Genomic DNA, 25,212 nt, shown 5'->3' with positions numbered 1-25,212 from the left:
TACCACGATGAACGACACCGAGCGCGCCCTGCCGGACGCCGACCCCACCGCGCTGATCGAGGCCCGGGCCGCCCGCACCCCGCACGCCACGGCCCTGCTCTTCGAGGGCCGACGCCTGGACCACGCCGGGCTCAACGCCCGCGCCAACCGGCTCGCCCGCGAGCTCGTGGCACGCGGCGCCGGCCCCGAGAGCCTGGTCGCCCTCGCCCTGCCGCGCTCCCTGGAACTGCCCGTCGCCCTGCTCGCCGTACTGAAGTCCGGCGCGGGCTACGTGCCGCTCGACCCCGACTACCCCGCCGACCGCGTCAACTACATCCTCGAGGACGCCCGGCCCGCCCTGTTCCTGGACGCCGCCGCCCTCGCCGAGGCCGAGGCCGCCGCCGCCGGCCGCTCCGGCACCGACCTCACCGACGCCGACCGGACCGCCCCCCTCCACCCGGCCCACCCCGCGTACGCCATCTACACCTCCGGCTCCACCGGCCGCCCCAAGGGCGTGCTGATCACCCGCCGCAACCTGCTGAACTTCCTGTCTTACATGGCCGACCGCTTCCCCATGACGGCCGACGACCGGCTGCTCGCGGTCACCACCATCGCCTTCGACATCGCCGTCGTGGAGATGTACCTGCCGCTGCTCGCCGGCGCCGCCGTGGTCATCGCCCCCCGCGAGAGCGTCCTCGACCCGGTCCGGCTCGCCGCACTCGCCGCGGACAGCGGCGCCACCGTCCTGCAGGCCACACCGTCACTGTTCCACGCCCTGACCACCGAAGCCCCCGAGGCCCTGCGCGGCCTGCGGATGCTGGTCGGCGGCGAGGCGCTGCCCCCGGCACTGGCCGACGCGATGAGCGCCCTCGGCGCGCGCACCACCAACATGTACGGGCCGACCGAGACCACCGTCTGGTCCACCACCCTCGACGTCGAGGGCGCCCGCGACCTGCCCGGCATCGGAGGCCCCATCTGGAACACCACCCTGCGCGTGCTCGACGAGCACCTGCGACCAGCCGACGAGGGCGAGCTGTACATCGGCGGCGAGGGCCTGGCCCGCGGCTACTGGATGCGACCAGCCCTGACCGCCGAGCGGTTCACGGCCGACCCGTACGGTCCTCCCGGGGCCCGCATGTACCGCACCGGCGACCTCGCCCGATGGAACGCCGCCGGCGGCGTCGACTACCTCGGCCGCAGCGACCACCAGGTCAAGATCCGCGGCTTCCGCATCGAACTCGGCGAGATCGAGGCCCGGCTCGCCGCCCATCCGACGGTCGCCCAGGTCGCCGTCGTCGCCCGCGAGGACCGCCCCGGCAGCAAATTCCTCGCCGCCTACACCGTCCCCGTCGCCGGCGGACCGGCCCCCGAAACCGCCGCCCTGCGCGCCCTGGCCGCCGAGAGCCTCCCCGACCACATGGTCCCGGCCGCGTACGTCGTCCTCGACCGGTTCCCGCTCACCCCCAACGGCAAGCTGGACCGCAACGCGCTCCCCGCCCCCGACTTCGCGTCCGCCACGTCCGGGCGAAGCCCGCGCACCCCCGACGAGGAGCGGCTCGCCACCCTGTTCGCCGAGGTGCTCGCGCTGCCCGGAGTCGGCATCGACGACGACTTCTTCCACTTCGGTGGGCACTCGCTGCTCGCCACCCGCCTGGTCAGCAGGGTCCGCTCCGTCTTCGGCGTGGAGCTGCCCGTCCGCGCCGTCTTCGAGGCCCCCACCGTCGCCGCGCTCGCCCCGCTGCTCCGCAGCGCGGGGGCCGCCCGGCCCGCCGTACGACCCGTGGCCCGGCCCGAGACCCTGCCGCTGTCGTACGCGCAACGCCGGCTGTGGTTCCTGGACCGCCTGGAGGGCGGCGCGGCCACCTACAACCTGCCCTACGCCCTCCACCTGACCGGGCCCCTGGACCACGACGCGCTCCGGGCCGCACTGGGCGACGTCGTCGCCCGGCACGAGAGCCTGCGCACCCTCTTCCCGGAGACGGACGGAGTGCCCCGCCAGCAGATCCTCGATCCGGCGGTGGCCCGTCCGGGGTTGGCCGTGGTGGAGGTGTCGGAGGACGGGTTGGACGCGGCGCTCGTCGCTTCGGCGGCGCGTGGGTTCGATCTGGCGGCCGAGTTGCCGCTGCGTGCCGAGGTGTTCGTGCTGGGTTCCGAGGAGCAGGTGTTGCTGCTGACGGTCCACCACATCGCCTCGGACGGCTGGTCACTGGCTCCTCTTGGTCAGGATCTCGCCGCCGCCTACGCGGCCCGCGTCGAAGGGGCCGCTCCCGACCTGCGCCCGCTGCCGGTCCAGTACGCGGACCACAGCCTGTGGCAACAGGAGCTGCTCGGTTCCGAGGACGACCCGGAGTCCCTGATCAACCGCCAACTGCGGTACTGGACGAAGACGCTGGCGGGGGCCCCGGACCTGCTGGAGTTGCCCACCGACCGGCCCCGGCCCGCCGTCGCCGGGCACCGGGGCGCCGGCCACCCCTTCACCGTCCCCGGTGACCTCGGCCTGCGGATCCGGGCCCTCGCCCAGGAGACCCGCTCCACGCCGTTCATGGTCCTCCAGGCCTCGCTCGCCGTGCTGCTCTCCCGGTTGGGTGCGGGGGAGGACGTTCCGATCGGTGGTGCGATCGCGGGGCGTCAGGACGAGGCGTTGGACGAGCTGGTGGGGTTCTTCGTGAACACGCTGGTGTTGCGTACGGATGTGTCGGGTGATCCGTCGTTCCGGGAGTTGTTGTCGCGGGTGCGTGAGGGCGATTTGGCGGCGTACGCGCATCAGGACGTTCCGTTCGAGCGGGTCGTGGACGCGGTGGCTCCTGATCGTTCCCGGGCCCGTCACCCGCTCTTCCAGGTGATGCTCGTCCTGCAGAACACGGAGGCGGCCGACCTGCGGCTGCCCGGCCTGGACACCCGGATGCGCCGGGTGCGGACGGGCGCCGCCAAGTTCGACCTCGCCTTCGAGGTGACCGAGCACGTCACCGGTGCCTTCGAGGGCCTGGTGGAGTACAGCACGGACCTGTTCGACGAGACCACCGTCGCCGGGCTCACCGACCGCCTGGTCCGGCTGCTCGACGCGCTGACCGCGGACCCCGAGGCACCCATCGGCTCGTTCGACGTCCTGGACGCCGGCGAACGACAGCGGGTCCTGGGGGAGTGGGGCACCCACCCGAGCGGGGTCGAGGACCTGACCGTGCCCGAGCTGTGGGACCGACGCGTCGCCGCCGCTCCGCAGGACCCCGCGCTGGTTTCCGACGCGGGAACGGTCACGGCGGTCGACCTCGATGTGCGGGCGGCGCGGTTGGCGCGGCGTTTGGTGGGGTTGGGGGTGGGGCCGGAGTCGTTGGTGGCGTTGGCTCTGCCGCGTTCGTCGGTGGAGTTGGTGGTGTCGGTGTTGGCGGTGTGGAAGGCCGGTGGTGCGTATCTGCCGGTGGATCCGGCCTATCCGGTGGATCGGATCGCCTACATGTTGGGTGATGCGCGTCCGGCGTTGGTGTTGGCGTCGGCGTTGACGGTGGGGAGTGTGCCGGCGGGCACCGAGGTGGTGCTCCTGGAGGCTCTCGAGGCTCGGGATGGGGCGGATGGTGTGGATCCGAGGGGTCTGTCGGGTCCGGCGGGTTCGTCGGGTCCGGTGGTCGGCCTGGGGTCGGGTCATCCGGCGTACGTGATTTACACGTCGGGTTCGACGGGTCGTCCCAAGGGTGTGGTGGTGACGCATCGGGGTGTGGCGAGTTTGTTGGCCACGCAGGTGGAGCGGTTCGGTGTGGGTGCGGGTAGTCGGGTGTTGCAGTTCGCTTCGCCGAGTTTTGACGCGGCGTTCTGGGAGTTGTGCATGGGGTTGTTGTCCGGTGGTGCGTTGGTGGTGGCGGGTGCGGATGGGTTGTTGCCGGGTGAGCCGTTGGCGGGGACGTTGCGGTCGTATCGGGTGACGCATGCGACGTTGCCGCCGGTGGTGTTGGCGGCGATGGACGCGGGTGGGGATCTGTTGTCGGGTGGGACGTTGGTGTCGGCGGGTGAGGCGTTGTCGGGTGAGGTGGTGGCCCGTTGGTCCGTCGGTCGTGATCTGTTCAACGCGTACGGTCCCACCGAAACCACCGTCTGCGCGTCCATCGGAGGGCCTCTGCGCGACCCGGTCGTCCCGCCGATCGGCCGGCCCGTCGTCAACAGCGGGCTGTACGTCCTCGACGCCCGCCTGCGACCCGTCCCGCCCGGTGTCATCGGCGAGCTCTACGTAACGGGCCCCGTCGCCCGCGGTTATCTCGGTCGTCCGGGGTTGACCGCGGAGCGGTTCGTGGCGGCTCCGTTCGGTGCGGTCGGGGAGCGGATGTACCGGACCGGTGACCTGGTGCGGTGGCGGGCGGACGGGCAGTTGGAGTACGTGGCGCGGGCCGACGACCAGGTGAAGATCCGCGGGTTCCGTATCGAGCTCGGCGAGGTCGAGGCGCGGTTGGCGCGGCACGGGAGTGTCGGTCAGGTCGCTCTGATGGTCCGTGAGGACGTTCCGGGGGTGAAACAGCTCGTCGGATACGTCGTTCCGCGCGGCGGGCAGGACGTCGATCCGGCGGAGTTGCGCGCGTACGTCGCCGAGGCGTTGCCCGATTACATGGTTCCGGCGGCGATCGTGGTGCTGGCGGAGTTCGCGCAGACGCCGAACGGGAAGCTGGACCGCAAAGCACTACCGGCCCCCGATCTGTCGGTGTCCACCTCCGGTGGCCGTCAGGCCCGTACGGACCGGGAGGAGGCCCTCGGGGCCATCTTCAAGGAACTCCTCGGTCTGTCCTCCGTCGGGATCGACGACAGTTTCTTCGACCTCGGTGGCGACAGCATCATGTCCATCCAGCTCGTCAGCCGGGCCCGCCGAGCCGGACTGGTCATCACCCCCGGGGAGGTCTTCGAGCACAAGAACATCGCCGCGCTCGCCCTCGTGGCGGGCACCGCCGACGCCTCCCCCGCACCCGTCACGGACAGCGGCACCGGCCGGATCCCGGCCACCCCCATCGTTCACTGGCTCCGCGAACACGGCGGACCCATCGGCCGGTTCCACCAGTCCATGCTCCTGCACACCCCGGCCGGCCTGACCGAGGACCGGCTCACCGCCGCCCTCCAGACCCTGCTGGACCACCACGACGCCCTGCGCGCCCGCCTGGTCCGGGAGGACGACTGGGCGCTGCACGTCCCGGAGCCCGGCGCGGTGGCCGCCGGCCCGCTGCTGCGCCGGGTGCCCGTCGCGGACATCGACGGCACGGGCGGGGCGCTGCGCGCCACCGTGGCCGCGGAGAGCGACACCGCGGCCGGGCGGCTCGCCCCGGACGCCGGAGTGATGCTCCAGGCCGTCTGGTTCGACGCCGGAACCGACGCACCCGGCCGGCTCCTGCTCGTCGTCCACCACCTCGTCGTCGACGGGGTCTCCTGGCGCATCCTGGTGCCGGACCTCGCGGCCGCCTGCGAGGCACTCGCCAAGGGCGCCGAGCCCGCCCCGGCGCCGGTCCCGACCCCCCTGCGGGCCTGGTCGCGGGCGCTGACAGCCGTCGCACCGCAACGGCTGGAGGAACTGCCGCTGTGGCAGCTCCAGTTGACCGGAAACGATCCGGTACTCGGCCGCGGCCGGCTCGACCCCGCCCGCGACGTCTTCGCCACCGAGCGGACCGTCGTACGCACCCTGACCGCGGACCACACCGCCGCGCTGCTGTCCGAGGTTCCCGCCGCCTTCCACGCCGGCGTCAACGACGTCCTGCTCACCGCCTTCGCGTTCGCCGTCGCCGACTGGCGCGCCCGCCGCGCCAAGGGCAACGACGCGGGGGTCCTCGTGGACCTGGAGGGGCACGGCCGGGAGGACGTGGTCGACGGCGCCGACCTCTCGCGCACCGTCGGCTGGTTCACCAGCCTCTACCCGGTGCGCCTGGACACCGGCCCGGCCCGCCGCGACGGCTTCTGGTCCGGCGGCCCCGCCGTCGGCCGGAGCCTGAAGCACATCAAGGAACAGCTGCGCGCCCTACCGGACAGCGGCATCGGATACGGGATGCTGCGCCACCTCGCACCCGAGGCCCGGCTCCCGGAGACCCCCGCGCCCCAGCTCGGCTTCAACTACCTGGGTCGCTTCCCGGCCGCCGCGCAGCGCGGCGAGCCGTGGACCGCGGCCCCCGAGGCCGAGCTGCTCGGCGGCGGATCCGACCCGACGATGCCGCTGACCCACGAGCTGGAACTCAACGCCCTCACCCAGGACCACCCCGAAGGGCCCCGCCTGCTGGCCACCTGGTCCTTCGCCGCGGAACTGTTCACCGGCCCCGAGGTCGAAGACCTCGCCGACACCTTCTTCCGCGCCCTCGCCGTACTGGCCGACCACGCCCGGGCACCCGAGGCCGGCGGGCACACCCCCTCCGATCTGACCCTCGTCTCTCTGTCCCAGGCCGAGATCGACCTGCTGGAAGCCGACTGGAGAACCTCCTCATGACGAAGCCGGGACTCGCCGACGTACTGCCGCTCTCACCGCTGCAGGAAGGCCTGCTCTTCCACGCCCTGTACGACGAGAACGCCGCCGACGTGTACACCGTCCAGCTGATGTTCGACCTGGACGGCCCGCTGGACGCGGCAGCCCTGCGGGAGGCCACCGACGCCCTGCTGCGCCGCCACCCCAACCTGCGCTCCGCGTTCCGCTACGAAGGACTCAGCCGCACCGTCCAGATCGTGCCGCACGAGGTCGACGTCCCCTGGCGGGAGACCGACCTGACGGCCGAGACCGACCCTGACCGTCGGCGGACCGAACTCGACCGGCTGCTGGCCGCCGACCGCGCCGAGCGCTTCGACCTCACCCGGCCGCCGCTGCTGCGCGCGGCCCTGTACCGGCTCGGCGACCAGCAGCACCGGTTCGTCCTCACCAAGCACCACATCCTCATGGACGGCTGGTCCATGCCGGTCCTGGTCCGCGAGCTGTTCCACCTGTACGCCTCCCGGGGCGACGACAGCGCCCTGCCGCGGGTCACCCCCTACCGCCAGTACCTCGCCTGGCTGGACGGCCAGGACCAGGCCGCCGCCGAAGCCGCCTGGGCCGAGGCGCTGGCCGGACTCGACGGGCCCTCCCTGCTCGCCCCCGCCGACGCCCCGCCGGCCGGCGTCCAGCCGCAGGCGTTCACCGTGGAACTGACCGCGGAGCTCACCACACGGCTGCGCGAAGAGGCCCGCCGGCACGGGCTGACCCTCAACACCGTGCTCCAGGGCGCGTGGGCGCTGCTCCTCGCCAAGCTGACCGGCCGCGACGACATCGTCTTCGGCGCGACCGTCTCCGGCCGCCCCCCGGAAATACCAGGCATCGAGACCATGGTCGGTCTCTTCATCAACACCCTGCCCGTCCGCATCGAACTCCCGGCCGCCGAACCGTTCGCCGACGCCCTCGGCCGGCTCCAGGCACGCCAGGCCCGCCTGATGGCGCACCAGCACCTGGGCCTCACCGACGTCCAGCGCATCGCCGGGGTCGGCCCCCTGTTCGACACCATCGCGGTCTTCGAGAACTACCCGCTGGACACCGACGCGCTCCAGCCGGAAGGCAGCGGCCTGACCCTCACCGGCCTGCACGCCACCGACGCCACCCACTACGCCCTCGGCGTCATCGCCGATGTGGTCGACGGCCGGCTGCGGATGCGCCTGGACCACCGCCCCGACCTGTTCGACACCAACGCCGTACGCGTCATCGGCGACCGCCTGGTGCGGATCTTCGAGGCGTTCGCCGAGGACCCCACCCGGCCCGCCGGCCGGATCGACGTCCTCGGGCCCGAAGAGCACCGGGCACTGGCCGAAGGGCACGGCCCGGGGACCGAGACCGCCGAGGACACCATCCCGGCCCTGTTCGCCGCCCGGACCGCCCGCACCCCGGACCGGATCGCCCTGACCTGCGAGGGCGAACAGCTCACGTACGCCGAACTCGACGCCCGCGCCAACCGGCTGGCCCGGCTGCTCGTCCGGCACGGCGCCGGACCCGAGCGGTTCGTCGCGCTCGCCCTGCCCCGCTCCGCGGACCTCGTCGTCGCCGTGCTCGCCACCCTCAAGTCCGGCGCCGCCTACGTACCGTTGGACCCGGACTACCCGGCGGACCGGCTCGCCCACATGCTGGACGACTCCCGTCCCACCCTGCTGGTGACCCGCTCCGACTCGGGACTGCCCGAGGGGCTCGGCGCGGACATCGACCGGCTGCGGCTCGACGACCCGGCCGTCCGCACGGCGCTCGCCGCCGAACCCGCCACCGCCCCCGTGAGCGCGCTGCACCCCCAGCACCCGGCGTACGTCATCTACACCTCCGGCTCCACCGGCCGGCCCAAGGGCGTCGTCGTCCCGCACCAGAACGTCGTCCGCCTCTTCGGCGCCACCGACCACTGGTTCCACTTCGGACCCGACGACGTGTGGACCCTCTTCCACAGCTACGCCTTCGACTTCTCCGTGTGGGAACTGTGGGGGCCGCTGCTGCACGGAGGCCGGCTCGTCGTCGTCCCGCACGCCGTGAGCCGCTCCCCCGAGGAGTTCCTGCGGCTGCTCGCGGACGAGCGGGTGACCGTCCTGAACCAGACCCCGTCCGCCTTCCACCAGCTGATGCAGGCCGATCGGGAGAACCCGACCGTCGGTGACCGGCTGGCCCTGAGGTACGTCGTCTTCGGCGGCGAGGCACTCGACCTGTGGCGGCTCGCCGACTGGTACGCCCGCCACGACGATCGGGCTCCGGTCCTGGTCAACATGTACGGCATCACCGAGACCACGGTGCACGTCAGCCACCTCGCCCTGGACGCGCCGAGCGCCGCCGCCGGACCCGGCAGCATGATCGGCGTGGCCATCCCGGACCTGCGGATCCACGTCCTCGACGGCGGCTTGCGGCCCACCGCGCCCGGCGTCGCGGGCGAGATGTACGTCGGCGGCGCGGGCCTGGCCCGCGGCTACCGGGGCCGCCCCGACCTGACCGCGAGCCGTTTCGTCGCCGACCCGTTCGGCGCCCCCGGCGCCCGCATGTACCGCACCGGTGACGTCGCCCGCCGCACCGGGGACGGCGCCCTCGAGTTCGTCGGCCGCGCCGACGACCAGGTCAAGATCCGCGGCTTCCGGATCGAGCCCGGCGAGATCGAGGCCCGGCTCGCCGCCCATCCGACGGTCGCCCAGGTCGCCGTCGTCGTCCGCGAGGACCAGCCGGGCGACCTGCGGCTGGCCGCCTACCTGGTGCCGGCCGCCGGCGAGCGGATCGACGTGGCGCAGCTGCGCACCCACGCGGGCCGCGACCTGCCCGACTACATGGTCCCGGCCGCCTTCGTCGCCCTCGACGCCCTGCCGCTGACCCCCAACGGCAAGCTCGACCGCAAGGCGCTGCCCGCCCCGGAGACCGGCCCCGGCGACACCCGCGGGCGGGCCCCGCGCACCCCGCAGGAGGAGATCCTCTGCGGACTGTTCGCCGAAGTGCTGGGCGTCCGGGAGGTCTTCGCCGACGACCACTTCTTCGACCTCGGCGGACACTCGCTGCTCGCCACCCGCCTGGTCAGCCGCATCCGCGGCGCCCTGGGCGTGGAACTGGCCATCCGTACCCTGTTCGAGGCCCCGACCCCGACCGCGCTCGCCGAGCGGATCGGCGACGCCGGCGAGGCCCGGCCGCCCCTGCTGCCGGCCGTCCGCCCCGAACGGGTACCGCTGTCGTACGCCCAGCGCCGCCTGTGGTTCCTCGACCGGCTCGAAGGCCCGGGCGCCACCTACAACGTCCCCCTCGCGCTGCGGCTGCGGGGCACCCTGGACCACGACGCGCTCCGGGCCGCACTGGGCGACGTGGTCGCCCGGCACGAGAGCCTGCGCACCCTCTTCCCCGAAGAGGCGGGCATCCCCTACCAGGACGTCCTCGATGCGGCGGTGGCCCGTCCGGGGTTGGCCGTGGTGGAGGTGTCGGAGGACGGGTTGGACGCGGCGCTCGTCGCTTCGGCGGCGCGTGGGTTCGATCTGGCGGCCGAGTTGCCGCTGCGTGCCGAGGTGTTCGTGCTGGGTTCCGAGGAGCAGGTGTTGCTGCTGACGGTCCACCACATCGCTGCGGACGGCTGGTCACTGGCTCCTCTTGGTCAGGATCTCGCCGCCGCCTACGCGGCCCGCGTCGAAGGGGCCGCTCCCGACCTGCGCCCGCTGCCGGTGCAGTACGCGGACTACAGCCTGTGGCAGCGCGACCTGCTGGGCTCCGACACCGACCCGCAGGGCCTGGCCGCCCACCAGCTACGGTTCTGGACGAAGACGCTGGCGGGGGCCCCGGACCTGTTGGAGCTGCCCACCGACCGGCCCCGGCCCGCCGTCGCCAGTCACCGCGGGGGCATGCTCACCTTCACCGTCGAACCCGAGCTCCACCACGGCCTCGTGGCCCTGGCGCGCGCGTCCCGGGCCACCCTCTTCATGGTCCTCCAGGCGGGACTCGCCGCCCTCCTCACCCGGTTGGGTGCGGGGGAGGACGTTCCGATCGGTGGTGCGATCGCGGGGCGTCAGGACGAGGCGTTGGACGAGCTGGTGGGGTTCTTCGTGAACACGCTGGTGTTGCGTACGGATGTGTCGGGTGATCCGTCGTTCCGGGAGTTGTTGTCGCGGGTGCGTGAGGGCGATTTGGCGGCGTACGCGCATCAGGACGTTCCGTTCGAGCGGGTCGTGGACGCGGTGGCTCCTGATCGTTCCCGGGCCCGTCACCCGCTCTTCCAGGTGATGCTCGTCCTGCAGAACACCGCGACCGCCGAGACGGGACTGCCCGGACTGGACTCCGTACCGATGCCCGTCGGGACGGGCGCCGCCAAGTTCGACCTGGGCCTCGAATTCACCGAGCGGCCGGCGGGCGGCATGGACGCCCTGGTCGAGTACAGCAGCGACCTGTTCGACCACGCCACCATCGAGCGGCTGGTCGCCCGGCTGCTGCGCCTGCTGACCGCCGTCGTCGCCGCCCCGGAGACCCCGGTCGGCGCCATCGACGTCCTGGGCGCCGAGGAGCGCCGCCGCGTGCTGACCGACTGGAACGGGTCGGCCCGCCCGGTGGACCCGCTCACCGTGCCCGAGCTGTGGGACCGGCGCGTCGCCGCCGCTCCGCAGGACCCCGCGCTGGTCTTCGACGCGGGAACGGTCACGGCGGTCGACCTCGATGTGCGGGCGGCGCGGTTGGCGCGGCGTTTGGTGGGGTTGGGGGTGGGGCCGGAGTCGTTGGTGGCGTTGGCTCTGCCGCGTTCGTCGGTGGAGTTGGTGGTGTCGGTGTTGGCGGTGTGGAAGGCCGGTGGTGCGTATCTGCCGGTGGATCCGGCCTATCCGGTGGATCGGATCGCCTACATGTTGGGTGATGCGCGTCCGGCGTTGGTGTTGGCGTCGGCGTTGACGGTGGGGAGTGTGCCGGCGGGCACCGAGGTGGTGCTCCTGGAGGCTCTCGAGGCTCGGGATGGGGCGGACGGTGTGGATCCGAGGGGTCTGTCGGGTCCGGCGGGTTCGTCGGGTCCGGTGGTCGGCCTGGGGTCGGGTCATCCGGCGTACGTGATTTACACGTCGGGTTCGACGGGTCGTCCCAAGGGTGTGGTGGTGACGCATCGGGGTGTGGCGAGTTTGTTGGCCACGCAGGTGGAGCGGTTCGGTGTGGGTGCGGGTAGTCGGGTGTTGCAGTTCGCTTCGCCGAGTTTTGACGCGGCGTTCTGGGAGTTGTGCATGGGGTTGTTGTCCGGTGGTGCGTTGGTGGTGGCGGGTGCGGATGGGTTGTTGCCGGGTGAGCCGTTGGCGGGGACGTTGCGGTCGCATCGGGTGACGCATGCGACGTTGCCGCCGGTGGTGTTGGCGGCGATGGACGCGGGTGGGGATCTGTTGTCGGGTGGGACGTTGGTGTCGGCGGGTGAGGCGTTGTCGGGTGAGGTGGTGGCCCGTTGGTCCGTCGGTCGTGATCTGTTCAACGCGTACGGTCCCACCGAAACCACCGTCTGCGCGTCCATGAGCCGTGCGCTCACCGCGGCGGACACGGTGGTGCCGATCGGCAGCCCGGTCATCAACAGCCGGCTCTACGTCCTCGACGCCCGCCTGCGACCGGTACCGCCCGGTGTCATCGGCGAGCTGTACCTCGCCGGCGCGAGCCTGGCCCGCGGTTATCTCGGTCGTCCGGGGTTGACCGCGGAGCGGTTCGTGGCGGCTCCGTTCGGTGCGGTCGGGGAGCGGATGTACCGGACCGGTGACCTGGTGCGGTGGGGGGCGGACGGGCAGTTGGAGTACGTGGCGCGGGCCGACGACCAGGTGAAGATCCGCGGGTTCCGTATCGAGCTCGGCGAGGTCGAGGCCCGGTTGGCGCGGCACGGGAGTGTCGGTCAGGTCGCTCTGATGGTCCGTGAGGACGTTCCGGGGGTGAAACAGCTCGTCGGATACGTCGTTCCGCGCGGCGGGCAGGACGTCGATCCGGCGGAGTTGCGCGCGTACGTCGCCGAGGCGTTGCCCGATTACATGGTTCCGGCGGCGATCGTGGTGCTGGCGGAGTTCGCGCAGACGCCGAACGGGAAGCTGGACCGCAAGGCGTTGCCGGCCCCCGATCTGTCGGTGTCCACCTCCGGTGGCCGTCAGGCCCGTACGGACCGGGAGGAGGCCCTCGGGGCCATCTTCAAGGAACTCCTCGGTCTGTCCTCCGTCGGGATCGACGACAGTTTCTTCGACCTCGGTGGCGACAGCATCATGTCCATCCAGCTCGTCAGCCGGGCCCGCCGAGCCGGACTGGTCATCACCCCGCGACAGGTGTTCGAGCACAAGAACGTCGCCGCCCTCGCGGCCGCCTCCGGCCGCCTGGACCAGGTCGTCGGCGAAGGCCCCGACCTCGGCATCGGCGAGGTGCCGCTCACCCCGACCATGCACTGGCTCCGCGAACGCGGCGGACCCATCGGCCGGTTCAACCAGTCCACGCTCCTCCAGGCACCCGCCGGCCTGACCGAGGACCGGCTCACCGCCGCCCTCCAGATCCTCCTCGACCACCACGACGCCCTGCGCGCCCGACTGGTCCGGGACACCGGCAGCTGGCGGTTCGAGGTGCCCGAGCGGGGCACCGTCGACGCGACCGGGCGGGTACTGCGGGTGGACGCCGCCGGACTCGACGCCCCCGCCCTGCGCACCCTGACCTCCGCGCAGAGCGAAGCCGCCTGGGGCCGCATCGACCCCGACACCGGAGTGATGCTCCAGGCCGTCTGGTTCGACGCCGGAACCGACGCACCCGGCCGGCTGCTCCTCGTCGCCCACCACCTCGTCGTCGACAACGTGTCCTGGCAGGTCCTGATCCCCGACCTCGCGGCCACCTGCGACGCCCTCGCCGAGGGCCGCGAGCCGGCGCTCCAGCCGACCGGCACCTCGTTCCGGCGCTGGGCCGAGCACCTGGTGGAACTCGCCCACAAGCCCGAACGGGTTGCCGAACTCCCGCTCTGGGAGGCGGTACTGGAGGAACCGGACGCACTGCTCGGCGATCGTCCGCTCGACCCGGGCCAGGACGTGTTCGCCACCATGCGGTTCCTGACCACGAACGAGGAGCCCGAGCACGTCGCCCCGCTGCTGACCTCGCTGCCCGCCGCCTACCACGCCGGCGTCAACGACGTCCTGCTCACCGCGCTCGCCCTCGCCGTCGCCGACTGGCGGGCGGGCAGGGGGGAGGAGGACGAGAGCGCCGTCCTGGTCGACCTCGAAGGACACGGCCGCGCGGACGTCATCGAAGGCGTGGACCTCTCCCGCACCGTCGGCTGGTTCACCAGCCTCCACCCGGTCCGGATCGACCCCGGCCCGCGCGACCCGGCCGAACTCGACCTCGGCGGGGACGCCGTCGGCGAAGCCCTCAAGGCGGTCAAGGAACAACTGCGGGCCCTGCCCGACCACGGCCTCGGCCACGGATTGCTGCGCCATCTCAACCACGACACCCGGGAAGTCCTGCGGGACCTGCCCGGACCGCAGATCAGCTTCAACTACCTGGGCAGGTCGGCCCCGGCCGGCAACGGCGCGAGCGCGCCCTGGACACCGGTCGCCGACGCCGACATGGTCGGCGGCGCCGACCTCGAAGGCGGCCGGCCCGACCCGCAGACCCCGCTGACCCACGCCCTCGCCGTCAACGCGATGACCGAGGACCACCCCGACGGGCCGCGCCTGCTGCTCGTCTGGTCCTGGCCGCAGACCCTGCTGCGCGAACAGGACGTCAAGGAACTGACCGCGTGCTTCTCACGCGCCGTGCGGGCGCTGGCCGCGCACGCCGCGCACGCCGGCATCGGTGGGCTCACCCCGTCGGACCTCTCGCTGGTCCGGCTCAGCCAGGACGAGCTCGACGCCTTCACCTCGGGCATCGGGCCGGTCGCCCCGGATGACTGGGACGACGAGGACGAGGACGACTTCACCGACGAATGGGAGATGGCCAAGTGAGCAGGTCCACGATCGAGGACGTCCTTCCGCTGTCACCCCTGCAGGAAGGCATGCTCTTCCAGGCGCTGTACGACGAGGAAGGGCCGGACCTCTACGTCCACCAACTCCTCCTCGACCTGGAGGGCCCGCTCGACAGCCGCGCACTGCGACTCGCGGCGCGCTCGCTCCTGAAGCGGCACGCCAACCTGCGCGTCGGATTCCGCCACGACAGCTCCACCGAGCCCGTCCAACTGGTCCACAGCCGCGTCAACGTGCCCTGGGAACAGATCGACCTCAGCGCCCTGGACGAGGACAAACGACAGGCCGAACTCGCCCGGCACGCGGACGAGGACCGGGCCCGCGGCTTCGACCTGACCCGCCCGCCGCTGCTGAGGTTCACCGTCTTCCGCCTCGGCCCGGACCGGTTCCGGCTGATGCTGACCAAGCACCACATCCTCATGGACGGCTGGTCGGTGCCCGTCCTGGTGCGCGAGCTGTTCGAGCTGTACGGGAGCAAGGGCGACCCGGTCGTGCTGCGCCCGGTCACCCCGTACCGCGACTACCTCGCCTGGATCGCCGCCCAGGACGCGGACACGGCCCGCGAGGCATGGCAGTCGGCGCTGGCCGACATCGACGAGCCGACCCTGGTCTCCCCGGTCGACCGCGGTCGCGGCCTGGTGCGACCAGGCTGGCTCCGGCACGAGGTGCCGGTGGAGATCACCAGCGGCCTGCTCGCCCTGGCCCGCAGCCGCTCGCTGACCGTCAACACCGTCGTCCAGGGCGTCTGGGGCCTGCTGCTGTCCACCCTCACCGGCCGCGACGACGTCGTCTTCGGCGCCATCGTCTCGGGCCGCCCGCCGGAGATACCCGGCGTGGACACCATGGTCGGCCTGTTCATCAACACCCTCCCGGTCCGCGTCCGGTTCCGGCCGCAGGAGACGCTGCTGGCCGCCCTCACCCGGCTCCAGGACGAGCAGTCGGAGCTGCTGGCACACCAGCACGTCCGGCTGACCGACGTCCAGCAGCTCTCCGGCCACCAGGAGCTGTTCGACACCACCCTCGTCTACCAGAACTACCCCGTCGACCCGACCACCGAGGAACTCGTCGTCGACGGAGTCCGGTTCAGCGGTGTCGACGGCCGCGACGGCGCGCACTACCCGCTCAACCTGGCGGCCGGCCTGATGGGCGACGACCTGCACCTGCGCCTGTGCTACGCCCCCGATCTGTTCGACGAGCAGGCCGCCAAGGCCGTCCTCGACCGGCTCGTACGCCTGCTGACGGCCGTCGTCGCCGACCCCGAGCAGCCCGTCGGCCGCGTCGACGTCCTCACCCCGGCCGAGCGCCGGCGCATCCTCGGCGACTGGAACGACAGCGCCCGCGACATCACCCCGCGGACCCTCCCGGAGCTGTTCGCCGCCCGTGTCACCGAGCAGCCCGACGCCCCCGCGCTGCTCTTCCGGGACACCACCCTCACGTACGCCGAACTCGACTCCCGCGCCAACCGCCTGGCCCGCCGGCTGATCGACGAGGGCGTCGGACCCGAACAGTTCGTCGCCGTGTCCGTGCCCCGCTCGGTGGAACTGATCATCGCCCTGTGGGCCGTGCTCAAGGCGGGCGCGGGCTACCTCCCGCTCGACCCCGAGTACCCGGTCGACCGCCTCGCGTTCATGGTGGAGGACGCCCGGCCGAGCCTGCTGATCACCATCGGGGCCACCTCCCGGCTGCTCGGCGACGCCGCCGGGGACACCCCGCAGCTGGTGCTCGACGCCCCGGAGACCGCCCGCGCGCTCGGCGCGTACGACAGCGCCGACATCACGGACGCCGACCGCGTCGCACCCCTGACCACCACCCACCCCATGTACATCATCTACACCTCGGGATCCACGGGGCGCCCCAAGGGCGTCGTCGTCCCGCACCACGGCCTCGCCAGCCTCGTCGCGACGCAGGCCGACGCCGTCCAGGCCGGCCCCGGCAGCCGGGTGCTGCAGTTCGCCTCGGTCAGCTTCGACGCCGGCTTCTGGGACATCTCCATGGGCCTGCTCTCGGGCGCCGCCCTCGTCCTCGGCCCCGCCGACGACCTGCTGCCCGGCGACCCCCTGGCCGACCTCGTCCGCCGGCACCGCGTCACCCACGCCACCCTGCCGCCGGTGGCCCTCGCCTCACTGCCCGCCGGACAGGACGTGCTCGCCGGCGCCACCCTCGTCTCCACCGGCGACGCCTGCACCCCCGAGCTCGTCGCCCGCTGGGCGCCCGGCCGCCGACTGCTCAACGGCTACGGCCCCACCGAGACCACCGTCGGCGCCACCATGAGCGGCCCGCTCGGCGTCGGCGGCACCCCGCCGATCGGCAGCCCCTTCGTGAACTCGCAGGTGTACGTACTGGACCGCTGGCTGCGCCCGGTCCCGCCCGGCGCCGTCGGCGAGATGTACATCGCCGGTACGGGCCTCGCCCGCGGCTACCTCAAGCGGCCCGGGCTGACCGCGGAGCGGTTCGTCGCCAACCCCTTCGGCGCGGCCGGAACCCGCCTCTACCGCTCCGGCGACCTCGGGAGGTGGCGCGCCGACGGCCGCCTGGAGTTCGCGGGCCGCGCCGACCACCAGGTCAAGGTCCGCGGCTTCCGGATCGAGCTCGGCGAGATCGAGTCGGTGCTCGCCGGCCACGACAGCGTCCGCCACGCCGCGGTGATCGTGCGCGAGGACGAGCCGGGCGACAAGCGCGTCGTGGCGTACGTGATCGCCGCCGAGGACCGGCCGGCCGACCCGGACACGCTGCGCGCGCACATCGCCGCCTCGCTGCCCGAGTTCATGGTCCCCGCCGCGACCGTCGTCCTCGACGAGTTCCCGCTCACCCCCAACGGCAAAGTGGACCGCAAGGCGCTGCCCGCACCCGAGCTGTCCGGATCCACCACCGGACGGGCCCCCGAGACCCCCGAGGAGGAAGCGCTGGTCGCGCTCTTCGCCGAAGTCCTGGGGATCGAGCACATCGGCGTCGACGACAGCTTCTTCACCCTCGGCGGCCACTCGCTGCTCGCCACCCGCCTGGTCAGCAGGATCCGCTCCGACCTCGGCGTCGAACTCGCCATCCGTTCCCTGTTCGAGGCACCCACCCCGGCCGAACTCGGCCGACGCGTCGCCGCCGCGGGCGGGGCCCGGCCCCCGCTGCGCGCGGGTACCCGGCCCGAAACCGTGCCCCTGTCCTTCGCCCAGCGCCGGCTCTGGTTCCTGGGCCGGATGGAGGGCCCCGGCGCCACCTACAACATCCCGCTCGCGGTCCGGCTCCGGGGCACCGTCGACCACACGGCCCTCGACGCCGCCCTCGCCGACGTGGTCGCCCGCCACGAGAGCCTCCGTACGGTCTTCCCCGCGCCCGACGGCGAACCCCGCCAGCAGGTGCTGCCCGCCGCAGCCGCCCCCGTCGCGTTCGCCTTCACCACGACCACCGAGGACCGGCTCCCCGCCCTGCTGGACGCGCGGGCCGGCCGCGGCTTCGACCTCGCCGTGGACCTCCCGCTGCGCGCCGAGCTGTTCACCGTGGCTCCGCAGGAACATGTGATGCTCCTGGTGATCCACCACATCGCCACCGACGGCTGGTCGATGGCCCCGTTCGCCCGCGACCTGGCCACCGCCTACGAAGCCCGGACCGCCGGCCGGGCACCGGCCTTCACCCCGCTGCCGGTGCAGTACGCCGACTACGCGCTGTGGCAGCGCGAGGTCCTCGGCGACGAGGACGACGCACGCAGCGTCGCCGCCCAGCAGCTCGACTACTGGCGCCGCACCCTGGACGGCCTGCCCGAGCAGCTGGACCTGCCCACCGACCGGCCCCGCCCCGCGGTCCTCGGCAACAGCGGAGCGGGCGTGACCTTCTCCCTGGACGCCCGGCTGCACGCCCGCCTGGCGCGCCTCGCCCACGACGGCCGGGCCAGCATGTTCATGGTCCTCCAGGCCGGGTTCGCCGCTCTGTTCGGCGCGCTCGGCGCGGGCAGCGACATCCCGATCGGCACCCCCGTGGCCGGCCGCACCGACGACGCGCTTGACGACCTCGTCGGGTTCTTCGTCAACACCCTGGTCCTGCGCACCGACACCTCCGGCGACCCCACCTTCCGCGAGCTGGTGGCCCGGGTGCGGGAGACCGACCTCGCCGCGTACGGCCACCAGGACATGCCGTTCGAGCGGCTGGTCGAGGTGCTCAACCCGACCCGGTCGCTGGCCCGGCACCCCCTCTTCCAGGTCCTGCTGTCCGTGCACAACAACACCCAGGCCGAACTGCGGATGCCGGGGCTGACCGCGAGCGCCCACGCCGCGGACAACCACGTCGCCAAGTTCGACCTGGAAGGACACCTGGGCGAACGGTTCGACGCCGCGGGATCGCCCGCCGGCATCGACGGCGTCCTGCAGTACAACACCGACCTCTACGACCGGGCCACCGTCGAGCTCCTGCTGGAACGGCTGGTGCGACTGCTCACCGCGGTCACCGACCGTCCGGACGAGCCGATCGGCCGGGCCGACGTGCTGGAGCCCGCCGAGCGGCAGCAGGTTCTGCACGGATGGAACGCCACGGCCGAGCCCGTGCCCGACACCACCCTGACGGAGCTGCTGGCCGGGCAGGCGGCGCGCACCCCGGACGCCGAGGCCCTGCGCTTCGAGGGCAGCTCCCTGACCTACGCCGAGCTGCACGCCCGCGCCGACCGCCTCGCCCACGTCCTGCGCGGGCGCGGCGTCGGACCGGAGAGCGTGGTGGCGCTGGCCGTGCCGCGCTCGGTCGAGCTGGTGGTCTCGCTGCTGGCCGTCCTCAAGGCGGGCGGGGCCTACCTGCCGGTGGACCCCGACCACCCGGCCGACCGCATCGCGTTCATGCTCGCGGACGCCGCCCCGACCCTCCTGCTGACGACCGCGGCGACCGCGCCCCGGCTCCCGGCCGACCCGGCCGTGCCCCACCTGCTCGTCGACGGGGCGGACCTGGCCGCACCGGTTCCCGCCGAGGCCGCCGGGGCCGTGGAACCTGCCGCCGACCATCCGGCGTACGTGATCTACACGTCGGGGTCGACGGGTCGTCCCAAGGGGGTGGTGGTTTCCCATCGGGGGATCGTGAACCGGTTGCTGTGGATGCAGGACCGGTTCGGGTTGGCCGGGGATGATCGGGTGTTGCAGAAGACGCCGTCGGGGTTCGACGTGTCGGTGTGGGAGTTCTTCTGGCCGTTGGTCAGTGGTGCGACGTTGGTGGTGGCGCGTCCGGAGGGGCATCGGGATCCGGTGTATCTGGCGGCGTTGATCCGTGCGGAGCGGGTCACGACCGTGCATTTCGTGCCGTCCATGTTGCAGGTGTTCGTCCAGGAGCCCGCCGCTTCGCAGTGCACCGTGCTGCGCCGGGTCGTGTGCAGCGGCGAGGCACTGCCCGAGGAGCTCCAGAACCAGTTCTTCCGCGTGCTGCCCCGGGTGGGGCTCTACAACCTGTACGGGCCCACCGAGGCGTCCGTCGACGTCACGGCCTGGGAATGCGCCCCCGACGCCGGCCCGGTACCGATCGGCCGGCCGGTCCGGAACACCCGTACGTACGTCCTGGACGCGGCCCTGCGCCCGGTCGCCCCGGGCGTGCCGGGTGAGTTGTACCTGGCGGGGGTGCAGTTGGCCCGTGGTTATCTGGGGCGGCCGGGGCTGACGGGGGAGCGGTTCGTGGCGGATCCGTACGGTCCGGCGGGCTCGCGCATGTACCGGACCGGGGACCTGGCGCGGTGGGCCGCGGGTGGGGTGTTGGAGTACCTGGGTCGTACCGATGACCAGGTCAAGATCCGCGGCTTCCGCATCGAACTCGGCGAGATCGAGGCCGCCCTCGACCGCCACCCCGACATCGCCCACGCCGCCGTCGTGGCCCGCGAAGACACCCCGGGCGACCGTGCGCTCGCCGCGTACGTCGTATCCGAGCCGGGGACGGCGGCCCCGGGCGCCGACGAGCTGCGCGCGCACCTCGGGCAGCTGCTGCCCGAGCACATGGTGCCGGCCGCCTTCCTCGCCCTCGACGCCCTGCCGGTGACCACCAACGGCAAGCTCGACCGCAAGGCCCTGCCCGCCCCGGACCTCGCGGCCGGGGTCTCGGACCGGGCCCCGCGCACCCCGCGCGAGGAGCTGCTGTGCGCGCTCTTCGCCGAGGTACTGGGCCTGGAGCGGGTCGGCATCGACGACGACTTCTTCCACCTGGGAGGCCACTCGCTGCTGATCATGCGGCTCGCGGGCCGGATCAGGGAGACCTGCGGCGCCGAACTCACCGTCCGCAGCATGTTCGAGGCACCCACCGTCGCCCGGCTCGCCGAGCGGCTCGGCACCGACACCGTCGACGACGCGCTGGAGGTGCTGTTGCCGCTGCGCCCGCAGGGCTCGCTGCCCCCGCTGTTCTGCGTCCACCCGGGCCTGGGCATCGGCTGGGTGTACTCCGGCCTCGTCCCGGCGCTGGAGCCGGACCGCCCCGTCTGGGCGCTCCAGGCCCGCGGCCTGACCGGCGAGGACGAACTCCCCGCCACCTCGGCCGAGATGGCCGAGGACTACGTCGCGCGGATCCTCGACGTCCAGCCGTCCGGCCCCTACCACCTCCTCGGCTGGTCCTTCGGCGGCGTGGTCGCCCACCTCATCGCCACCCGGCTCCAGGAACAGGGTCACGAGGTCGCCCTCCTGGCCATGCTCGACGCCTACGCGAGCGGCACGCGGCAGGCCGACCACGACGCCGAGGAGTTCCGCCGCGAGCTGGCAGCGGCCCTGCGGGGCGGCGGCGACGGGTTCGCGGGCCTTCAGGAACGGCACCTGGCGGCCGTCGAGCGGGTCGCCGCCAACAACGGCCGGCTCCAGGCGGACACCTCGGGGTTGGGCCGCTTCCGGGGCGACGTCCTGTACTTCTTCGCCACCGAGGGCCGGGGCGAGGACGCGCCGTCGGTCGCCTCGTGGGAGCCCCACGTCGACGGGCGGATCGAAGTCCACGACATCGCCTGTGCCCATGAAGACATGACACGGCCCGAACCGGTCACGCAGATCGGCCGGCGGCTCGCGGACCGCATCCGCGGGGAAAAGAGGAGTTGACAGTGGAGCTGGCAATCCAGGCGGAGGGACTCCGCAAGCGGTACGGCGCCCACGAGGCGCTGCGCGGTGTCGACCTCGCCGTCCCCGCGGGCTCGGTGCTCGGGGTGCTCGGCCCGAACGGCGCGGGCAAGACGACGACCGTCCGCATCCTGGCGACGCTGCTGGAACCGGACGCGGGCACGGCGCGGGTCGCCGGGTTCGACGTGGTCCGCGAACGCCGCCGGGTGCAGCGGGCGATCGGTCTCACCGGCCAGTACGCGGCGGTCGACGAGCAGCTCACCGGCCGGGAGAACCTCCGGATGGTGGGCATGCTGCTGCGGCTGTCCAGGGCAGCCGCCCAGGCGCGGGCCCGGGAACTGCTGGAGAAGTTCGACCTGGTGGAGGCGGCCGACCGACCGGCGGGCACGTACTCCGGCGGCATGCGCCGCCGGCTCGACCTGGCCGTCAGCCTGATCGGCGATCCGGCCGTGCTCTTCCTCGACGAGCCGACCACCGGGCTCGACCCGGCCAGCCGGATCGCCCTGTGGGCGATGATCCGCGAGCAGGTCGACGCGGGCGTCACCGTCCTGCTGACGACCCAGTACCTGGAAGAGGCCGACCAACTCGCCGACCGGATCGCGGTCGTGGACAGCGGGCAGGTCATCGCCGAGGGAACCGCCGACGAGCTGAAGAACAAGGTCGGCGGCGAACGCCTCGACGTGGGCCTCGCCGACCCCTCCCAGCGGCCCGCGGCCGCCGCCGCGCTCACCCGCGCGGTCGGCGTCGCGCCGGTCGCGGACGACGACGGCCGGAGCCTGTCGGTGCAGCTGGCCACCGGCATGGAGGACATCGCGGAAGCGGCGCTGGCCCTGCGGGCCGCCGGTGTCGAGGTGGTCGACTTCGCCGTCCGCCGGCCCTCCCTGGACGACGTCTTCCTCCACCTCACCGGCCACGGCGGCACCAAGAACACGGAACGGAGCGCGGCATGAGCGCGGCGGTCGAAGCGGTCCAGGACGGCGCCGTCTGCGTCGAACGGCACCTGCGGCACCTGCGACGGGCCCCCGGCCGGCTGGTCAACGCCGTCCTGCTGCCCATGGTGTTCGTCCTGCTCTTCGGCGTGCTGTTCGGCAGCGTCATCGAGGTCCCGGACGGCGGCTACGCCGAGTTCATCATGGCCGGCATCTTCGTCCAGAGCGTCCTGACCGCCGTACCGGACACCTCGGTCGGCGCCGTGGAGGACCTGCGCAACGGCCTCGTCGACCGGTTCCGGTCGCTGCCCATGTCGGGTGCCGCCGTACTCATCGGCCGCACCGTCGGCGACACCGCACTGCGGGCGATCAGCTGCCTGGCGATGGCCCTCGTCGGCCTCGCCATCGGCTGGCGCACCCATACCGGCCCGCTGAGCGTCGCGGCCGGCTTCGGGATCCTGCTGCTCTTCGGCTTCACCGTCGCCTGGCTCGGCGCGCTGATCGGCCTCTCCGTGGGCGACCCGTCGACGGCCTCGTCCGTGCCCGCGCTGCTGCTGATGCCGGTGATGTTCCTGTCCAACGCCTTCATCCCGCTCACCGGGCTGCCCGAGTGGCTCCGCGTGGCGGCCGAGTGGAACCCGCTGAGCTCCGTGGTCGGCGCCTGCCGCGAACTGTGGGGCAACCCGGCCGCGACCGCGGGCCACTCCTTCCCGAACGACCATCCCATCGCGCTCAGCCTGATCTGGATGGCGCTGCTGCTGGCCGTCGCTGCACCGCTGGCGACCCGCAAGTACCGCACCGCCGTCGCCCGCTGACGCTCCACCTAGGGGGAACACCACGTCATGACCGACACGATCGCCGAGCCGCTCACCGCCACCGCCGTCCCGGCCCCCGCCGCCGACGTCACGCCCCAGCCGCTCAATTACGGCACCTACCTGGAGGTGCCCGGCCTGCTGGAACTCCAGCGCCCACGCACCGACGCCCACGATGAACTGCTGTTCATCGTCACCCACCAGGCGATAGAACTGTGGTTCTCCTGCGCCCTGCACGAACTGGAGCAGGTCCGCGTCTGCCTGGACCAGGACCTGCTCAGCCGGGCCCGCTGGGGCCTGCGCCGGCTGACCCGGATGAACTCCCTGTGGCTCGGCCACCTCGACGTGCTCGCCACCATGACCCCGGCCGGGTTCAACGAGTTCCGCGGCGCGCTGGGGGAGTCCAGCGGTTTCCAGTCCGTACAGTTCCGCGAGCTCGAAATGCTCTCCGGCCTGCGCGACCGCCGCTACCTGAACCTGCCGGGCGCCACCGTGGACGAACGGGAACGGCTGCTGCGCCGCTTCCACGAGCCCTCCCTCAACGACGCCTTCCACGCCCTGCTGGAGCGACGCGGCCTGAGCGTCGAGAAGCTGTTCGCGCCGGGCGCGCCCGACGAGGAACTGCGCGACACGGCCGAGGACCTCCTCGCCTACGACGCCCTGTTCCACCAGTGGCGCTACCAGCACTGGATGCTGGTGGTACGGGCGCTGGGAACCCGCCCCGGCAGCGGAGGCAGCGCCGGATCGGAGTTCCTGCGCACCACTTTGGACAAATGGTTCTTCCCCGAACTGCACGAGGCGCGCAGCCAGGTTCACGCGGCGCCCACGGGGGAGACCACAGCCGAGGGCGACGGCGACGTCGTCTACGGATGCCCGATGGGCTACGGCCCGGACCCCTCCTCCTGACACCCCTACCGCGATAGGAACCGCATGCGCACCGCACCCGCCGACGCCAGCCGTAGGACGAGCCGCCTGGCGGCCCGCGCCGACCTCCACCCCGCAGCCACGGCCCGGCAGAGAGCGACGGGCGCCGCCGCATGCGTCTGGATGGTCCTCTTCGCGGCCTTCCACGCCTACTGGGCCCTGGGCGGCACCTACGGGCTGCCGCCGGGCGAGTCCCTCGTCGACAACAAGCCCCTGTTCATCATCGACCTGATCGCCATCCCGATGAACCTCGGCGGAGCCGCCCTCGCCCTCGCCCTGGTCCAGCGCTGGGGCCTGTTCTTCCCGCGCAAGCTGGTCCTGTTCGGGGCCTGGGGCTGCGCCCTGCTGATGGTCTTCCACGCCCTGCCCGCCATGGTCGACCTCGCGGTCTACCTGGCCGGCAGGCGCAGCGGGCCGCTGGAGGGCATGGACCGCTTCGCCGTCCTGCTCTACGAGCCCTACTGGATGCTCGGCGGCCTGCTGTTCACCGCACTCGCCGTGGCCTTCCAGCGGCGCACCCGCCCGCCCCGGCCCGAGGAGGCCTGACCGACATGAAGACCGACACCACGGCACTGGAGCGGCTGCTGCCGCGCTACGACCATCACGAGCGGCACTCCGTCGCGGTGCGCGCACCGCGCGAGAGCGTGCTGCGGGCCGTGGACGAGACCCGCTGGCGCGACGTCCCCCTCTTCCACGCGATGATGGTGGTCGGCTCCCTCGGCACCAAACGCGACAAGGCCCAGGAGCCCTTCCTCGGCTCCATGACCGGCGGCGGCTTCACCGAACTGCACCGCGGCCCCGGCGAACTGGTCGTCGGCGCCGCCGTGTCCGTCCGTGAGCCCAAGGGGCCCGCCGAACTGGCCGAACCGGCCGGCGAGTCCTTCGCCGCCTTCGAGCGCCCCGGCCACTACAAGGTGGCCTTCAACTTCCGTTACGACAACGGCCGGCTGATCACCGAGACGCGCGTGCTCAGCACCGACGAGGCGACCCGGCGCAGCTTCGCCCGCTACTGGACGCTGATCCGGCTGCCCGGCGGCCTGATCCGCCGCGAGTGGCTGCACGGCATCCGCCGCCGCGCCGAATCCCCGTCGGACCGGACCCCCTGACCGCGTGCGCGTCGCGCACGGACCGAACTGAGAGCGG

General features: G+C 72.8%; 8 protein-coding genes. All 8 read left to right on the top strand.

From position 1 onward, the window contains the following. Positions 1–7 precede the first annotated feature (7 nt). Genes ACZ4XJ_RS28180 through ACZ4XJ_RS28145 form a run of 8 tightly spaced genes read left to right on the top strand, consistent with a single transcriptional unit; the run spans position 8 to position 25,175 of the window. A complete protein-coding gene (locus ACZ4XJ_RS28180; protein WP_468497844.1) occupies positions 8–6,415 on the top strand; it encodes an amino acid adenylation domain-containing protein in 6,408 nt (2,135 codons plus the stop codon). Beyond that, positions 6,412–14,346 (top strand): amino acid adenylation domain-containing protein, encoded by a 7,935-nt coding sequence (locus ACZ4XJ_RS28175; protein WP_468497843.1) that lies wholly within the window; start codon positions 6,412–6,414, stop codon positions 14,344–14,346. Before ACZ4XJ_RS28180 ends, ACZ4XJ_RS28175 begins: the two co-directional genes overlap by 4 nt. Beyond that, complete coding sequence (locus ACZ4XJ_RS28170) at positions 14,343–21,386, top strand: amino acid adenylation domain-containing protein (RefSeq protein ID WP_468497842.1); 7,044 nt, start codon at positions 14,343–14,345, stop codon at positions 21,384–21,386. Before ACZ4XJ_RS28175 ends, ACZ4XJ_RS28170 begins: the two co-directional genes overlap by 4 nt. A gap of 2 nt (positions 21,387–21,388) precedes the next feature. Beyond that, entirely contained in the window at positions 21,389–22,354 is a 966-nt protein-coding gene (locus tag ACZ4XJ_RS28165) for an ATP-binding cassette domain-containing protein (protein ID WP_468497841.1), read from the top strand. Continuing rightward, on the top strand, positions 22,351–23,148 hold the full coding sequence (locus ACZ4XJ_RS28160) for an ABC transporter permease (protein WP_362881540.1): 798 nt from the start codon (positions 22,351–22,353) through the stop codon (positions 23,146–23,148). Before ACZ4XJ_RS28165 ends, ACZ4XJ_RS28160 begins: the two co-directional genes overlap by 4 nt. 27 nt (positions 23,149–23,175) lie before the next feature. Then, the gene (locus tag ACZ4XJ_RS28155) at positions 23,176–24,051 is read left to right on the top strand and encodes a tryptophan 2,3-dioxygenase family protein (protein WP_362881542.1); all 876 of its coding nucleotides are present in this window, start codon (positions 23,176–23,178) and stop codon (positions 24,049–24,051) included. A 24-nt stretch (positions 24,052–24,075) separates the two neighbouring features. Further along, on the top strand, positions 24,076–24,615 hold the full coding sequence (locus ACZ4XJ_RS28150) for a DUF3995 domain-containing protein (protein WP_388904172.1): 540 nt from the start codon (positions 24,076–24,078) through the stop codon (positions 24,613–24,615). Positions 24,616–24,620: 5 nt separating this feature from the next. Next, on the top strand, positions 24,621–25,175 hold the full coding sequence (locus ACZ4XJ_RS28145) for a hypothetical protein (RefSeq protein WP_362881546.1): 555 nt from the start codon (positions 24,621–24,623) through the stop codon (positions 25,173–25,175). Positions 25,176–25,212: the final 37 nt, after the last annotated feature.

It is taken from the genome of Streptomyces sp. NPDC029836, from assembly GCF_055574495.1.
Note: the sequence above shows the minus strand (reverse complement) of the source record. Positions and strands in the feature narration are given on the sequence as shown.

Coding starts and splice junctions, on each gene's coding strand:
- ACZ4XJ_RS28180 (WP_468497844.1), top strand. CDS start 8: ATGAACGACACCGAGCGCGCCCTGCCGGACGCCGACCCCACCGCGCTG.
- ACZ4XJ_RS28150 (WP_388904172.1), top strand. CDS start 24,076: ATGCGCACCGCACCCGCCGACGCCAGCCGTAGGACGAGCCGCCTGGCG.
- ACZ4XJ_RS28145 (WP_362881546.1), top strand. CDS start 24,621: ATGAAGACCGACACCACGGCACTGGAGCGGCTGCTGCCGCGCTACGAC.
- ACZ4XJ_RS28160 (WP_362881540.1), top strand. CDS start 22,351: ATGAGCGCGGCGGTCGAAGCGGTCCAGGACGGCGCCGTCTGCGTCGAA.
- ACZ4XJ_RS28155 (WP_362881542.1), top strand. CDS start 23,176: ATGACCGACACGATCGCCGAGCCGCTCACCGCCACCGCCGTCCCGGCC.
- ACZ4XJ_RS28175 (WP_468497843.1), top strand. CDS start 6,412: ATGACGAAGCCGGGACTCGCCGACGTACTGCCGCTCTCACCGCTGCAG.